Origin of the sequence: Kitasatospora sp. NPDC059803, assembly GCF_042732255.1 — a bacterium.
Classification (GTDB): domain Bacteria; phylum Actinomycetota; class Actinomycetes; order Streptomycetales; family Streptomycetaceae; genus Kitasatospora.
The window spans coordinates 9,809-13,942 of sequence record NZ_JBHWIJ010000209.1 but is presented as its reverse complement, the minus strand read 5'-3'; the positions used below and the strand labels follow the sequence as shown (position 1 = coordinate 13,942).

The 4,134-nt window shown below is 74.3% G+C and carries 5 protein-coding genes; 2 read left to right on the top strand and 3 right to left on the bottom strand.

Annotated features, from left to right (window positions below; genetic code table 11):
• The first annotated feature begins 166 nt into the window (after positions 1-166).
• Positions 167-613: a DUF4442 domain-containing protein gene (locus tag ACFV6I_RS27655; RefSeq protein WP_063349298.1), complete on the top strand. Its 447-nt coding sequence runs from the start codon at positions 167-169 to the stop codon at positions 611-613.
• A 100-nt stretch (positions 614-713) separates the two neighbouring features.
• Here ACFV6I_RS27655 and ACFV6I_RS27650 read toward each other — a convergent pair whose 3' ends face one another.
• A complete protein-coding gene (locus ACFV6I_RS27650; RefSeq protein WP_380428252.1) occupies positions 714-1,547 on the bottom strand; it encodes a TetR/AcrR family transcriptional regulator in 834 nt (277 codons plus the stop codon).
• A gap of 168 nt (positions 1,548-1,715) precedes the next feature.
• The gene (locus ACFV6I_RS27645; protein WP_063350117.1) at positions 1,716-2,225 is read right to left on the bottom strand and encodes an NUDIX hydrolase; all 510 of its coding nucleotides are present in this window, start codon (positions 2,223-2,225) and stop codon (positions 1,716-1,718) included.
• A 145-nt stretch (positions 2,226-2,370) separates the two neighbouring features.
• Here ACFV6I_RS27645 and ACFV6I_RS27640 point away from each other — a divergent pair, with 145 nt between their 5' ends.
• Positions 2,371-3,594, top strand: coding sequence for a serine hydrolase domain-containing protein (locus ACFV6I_RS27640; protein WP_063350118.1), 1,224 nt, complete (start codon positions 2,371-2,373; stop codon positions 3,592-3,594).
• A 22-nt stretch (positions 3,595-3,616) separates the two neighbouring features.
• Here ACFV6I_RS27640 and ACFV6I_RS27635 read toward each other — a convergent pair whose 3' ends face one another.
• Positions 3,617-3,940 carry a nuclear transport factor 2 family protein gene (locus ACFV6I_RS27635; RefSeq protein ID WP_363377241.1) on the bottom strand — a complete coding sequence of 108 codons (324 nt, stop codon included), beginning with the start codon at positions 3,938-3,940 and terminating at the stop codon, positions 3,617-3,619.
• Positions 3,941-4,134 lie beyond the last annotated feature (194 nt).

The window sequence follows — 4,134 nt, the reverse complement described above, 5'->3', positions numbered from 1 at the left end:
GTTTTCTTGTTTGTCTCCTCCCCCCCCCCCTCCGGCGGTGCGGATATCTCCCTGCCCTCCCCCCCCCCCCTCAGGCGTTTTCGCGTTCCCTCAACTCTCCACCGCGGTTCGGGTTTTCCCGGCGCAGGCCTGCCGCCAGAAGCTACTGGCTAGTAACATTCCTGCCATGACCACACCTTCGATCGGCCAGCTGCTCGACTCCACCGTGCCGATGGCGCACACCCTCAAGCTGGAGTACCTGGAGACCACCCCGGACCGCGCCGTGCTGCGGCTGCCCGACCAGCCCGCGTACCACAACCACGTCGGCGGACCGCACGCCGGCGCGATGTTCACCCTCGCCGAGTCCGCCAGCGGCTGCATCGTGCTCGCCGCCTTCGGCGACCAGCTCTCCCGGGCCGTGCCGCTCGCGGTGAACGCCGAGATCGCCTACAAGAAGCTCGCCATGGGCGAGGTCACCGCCACCGCCGTCCTCGGCCGCCCCGCCGCCGAGGTCGTCGCCGAGCTGGACGCCGGCGGCCGCCCGGAGTTCCCGGTCACCGTCGAGATCACCCGCGCCGACGGCGCCGTCACCGGCGTGATGACCGTCACCTGGACCCTGCGCCCCAACTCCTGATCGCGCCACGGCCGGTGGCCCCGGGCAACCCGGCCCGGGGCCACCCGTGCGATGACTGTCCGTGACGGCTGGCGTGACCTCACGACCCGTCCGCTCGTTCTCAACTCACATGCGAGCCAATCACGCGACCAAGCCCCAGGAACCCGCCCCCCGCGGCGTCGGCGCACGGCGCGCGATCGGCCGGTGGCTGCCCCGCGTCCTCGCCGCCGGTGGCGCCCTCCTCGCCCAACTCGGGGGCTTCGGCGCGCAGGCCGCCTGCGCCGACCCGCTGCCGGACCAGACCCGACCCGCCGTCCGCCGCACCCTGGCCGGGGGGGGGGCGGCGCGGCGGGGCGAGGGACATGTCGGGGGGGTGGGGGGCGGCGCGCCCCGGCTCCCGGGCGGCGGTGAGGGTGAGGGTGGCGACGAACTCCTGCACCAGGTGCAGCTGCAGGTCCTCCAACGGCACCGAGCGTTCGGCCAGCCACTCCAGCGAGGTGATCTCGGCGTTGGCGATCCAGGCCCGGACGGTCAGCCGCAGCCCGGGGCTCGGCGCGGGGATCGCCAGGTGGGAGAGGATCTGGTCGTGGGCGGCCCGCCGCACCTCGTCGATCACCGCCGAGGTGCCCGCGCTGGCCGCCACCGAGCCGCCGCGCAGCAGCGCCGCGAAGCCGGGCCCGTGGCTCTGCACGAAGTCCAGGTAGCGGCCCATCACCCGGTACAGCCGCTCGGACAGCGGCCCGTCGGCGGGCTCCTCGAAGCGCGCCGAGAGCTCCCGCCCGGCCCGCCGCAGCGACTCCTCGTACAGCGCCTGCTTGCCGGGGAAGTAGTGGTACACCAGCGGCCGGGAGGCCCCCGCGGCGGCGGCGATGTCGTCGATCGACACCTCTTCGGGCGGGCGCCGGCTGAACAGCTCCAGCGCGACGGCGATCAGCTGTTCGCGCCGCTCGTCCACGCTGAGCCTGCGGCGCGGCCGCTCACCGGCAGCCGCCCGGCCTGGCGTCCGGCCCGCCGCCCGGTCCGGGGCCTGCTCCGGGGCGGGGGTCCGTGCAGCGCGGGCGGCCGTCGGCGACGGCGTACGGGAGGCCATGCGCGCCACCCTATCCGCCGTCCGGGGCGGGGCCTATGCGGCGTGGAGGTCCAGGTAGCGGCGGTAGGCCTCGCGGCCGTCGGGGACGAAGTGGTCGCGGGCGAGGCGGTCGGCGAGCTCGGCCGGGGTGAGCCAGGCGTGCCAGGCGACCTCGGACTCCTGCGGCTGGACCGGGCCGTCCCACTCGGCCTCGTACATGTCGCTCCACCAGGAGAGCCGGTCCTGCCGGAAGAGGAACTTGAAGAGCGGGCGCGGGGTGATCCCGTGCACGCCGAGCTCCTCCTCGGCCTCGCGGACGGCGGCCTCGGCGTACGTCTCGCCGGAGCCGACCACGCCGCCGACGAACATGTCGTACGCGCCGGGGGCGAACAGCTTGGTGTCGGTGCGGCGGTGGACGAAGATCCGCCCGGCCGGGTCGCGGACCAGGATGAAGACGCACCGGTGGGTGAGCCCCTGCCGGTACACCTCCCCGCGCAGCGCCGTCCCGATCACCCGGTCGTGCTCGTCGACGACGTCCAGCAGTTCTTCGGCAGGGTTGGTCATGACGGACAGGTTAGGGTTTCGGGGCCCGCTTCGAATGCTTTTCGAGTGTGATCCGAGCTCGATTCGCATGTGATCCGCATGTGATTCGTGCGCGATCGGACGCGGGCGGGAACGCAGGAACCGGACAGGCTGAGGGTGGCGCGCGGTGGTGGAGATCTGGGGCGAGACGGCCGAGGGGTTCGAGCCCGTACGGGAGGCCTTCGCGCGGAACTTCCACGAGTACGGCGAACTGGGCGCGGCCTTCGCGCTGTACGTGCGCGGTCGCAAGGTGGTCGACCTGTGGGGCGGTGACGCCCGGCCCGAGGTCGGCGGGCGGCCCGCGCCGGCGGTGCCCTGGACGGCGGACACCGCCCAGGTGCTGCGCTCGGTCACCAAGGGCCTGACCGCGACCACCGCGCTGCTGCTGGCCGAGCGCGGCCTGCTCGACCTGGACGCCCCGGTGGCCTCCTACTGGCCCGAGTTCGCGCAGGCCGGCAAGGGCGGGGTGCCGGTGCGCTGGCTGCTGTCGCACCAGGCCGGGGTGCCCGCGCTGGACGTGCCGCTGCGGCTGGAGGACGTGCTCACCTGGGAGCGCGCGGTGGCCGCGGTGGCCGCGCAGGCGCCCGCCTGGGAGCCGGGCACCGCGCACGGCTACCACCCGTACACCTTCGGCTGGCTGGTCGGCGAGGTGGTGCGGCGGGTGAGCGGGCGCACGATCGGCCAGTACTTCGCCGAGGAGATCGCCCGGCCGCTCGGGCTGGACCTGTGGATCGGGCTGCCGGCCGGGGCCGCGCCGAGGGTCGGCCGGCTGGTCGACCTGCCCGCCCCGGAGGCGGCCCGGACCGGGCCGAGCGGGCTGCGGCTGCGGCCCAAGCAGTCCGTCCGGGACGCCTACCAGGACCCGGCCTCGCTGACCGCGCGGTCCTTCGCCTCGGTGCGCCCCGGGGTGGACCTCAACGACCCGGCGGTGCAGGCCGCCGAGATCCCCGGCGCGGGAGGCATCGGCACCGCCCGCTCGCTGGCCCGGTTCTACGCGGCGCTGATCGGCGCCGCCGACCGCCCGGACGGCTCCGGCGCGCTGCTGCCGCCGCTGCTCGGGCCCGGGGTGCTGACCCGCGCGGTCGGGCCCGAGGTGAGCGGACCGGACCGGGTGCTGATCGTCAACTCCACTTTCGGCCTGGGCTTTTGGCGGCACGGCCCGACCGCGCCGATGGCCTCCCCGGCGAGCTTCGGCCACCCCGGCCGGGGCGGCTCGCTGGGCTTCGCCGACCCGGAGCTCGGGCTGGGCTTCGGCTACGTCACCAACGGCATGCAGCCGGGCGTCACCGGCGACATCCGCTCGCGCAACCTGATCCGTGCGGTGCGGGGGTGCCTGGGGCTGTCCGGGTAGCGGCGGGCGCGGTCCCGGGCCGTCAGGCCTGGCCGGTCTCGAAGCGGGTGATCTTCGGGCCGGTGAGGGTGAAGCGCCAGGCGGTGCGCATCTCGCCCCAGGTGTCGTTGGTGAAGTTGGCGATCAGCGCGTGGCCGCCGTCCGATTCGGTCTGGACGTCCATCCGGCCGCGGACGGTGAAGATCTCCTTGTCGATCCACTGGGGCAGGTCGCGGTCGGAGCCGTCGTCGGACATGGTCGCGTCCGGGGTGAGGGTGGCCAGGAAGGCGTCGCGGTCGCCCGCGTTGACCGCGGCGACGAAGGCGCGCACGGTGGGGTCGGAGAGCTTGGCGGGGGAGATGGTCATCGGGACTCCCGGGGGTGAGGGACGGGGAGTCCTGTCTACGGCGTTCGCCGGGTGTGTTCGGGCATGTCGGCGGCGCGTCGAGAAAATCGCGCATTCATGTGCTTAGATCCCGAAATGGGCGTTTTGCCCTACGGAGGGTTGCGCAGCGTGGACGTCCCAACGGGCGTTCGCGGTGCGGCCACGGGGAGTGGCGG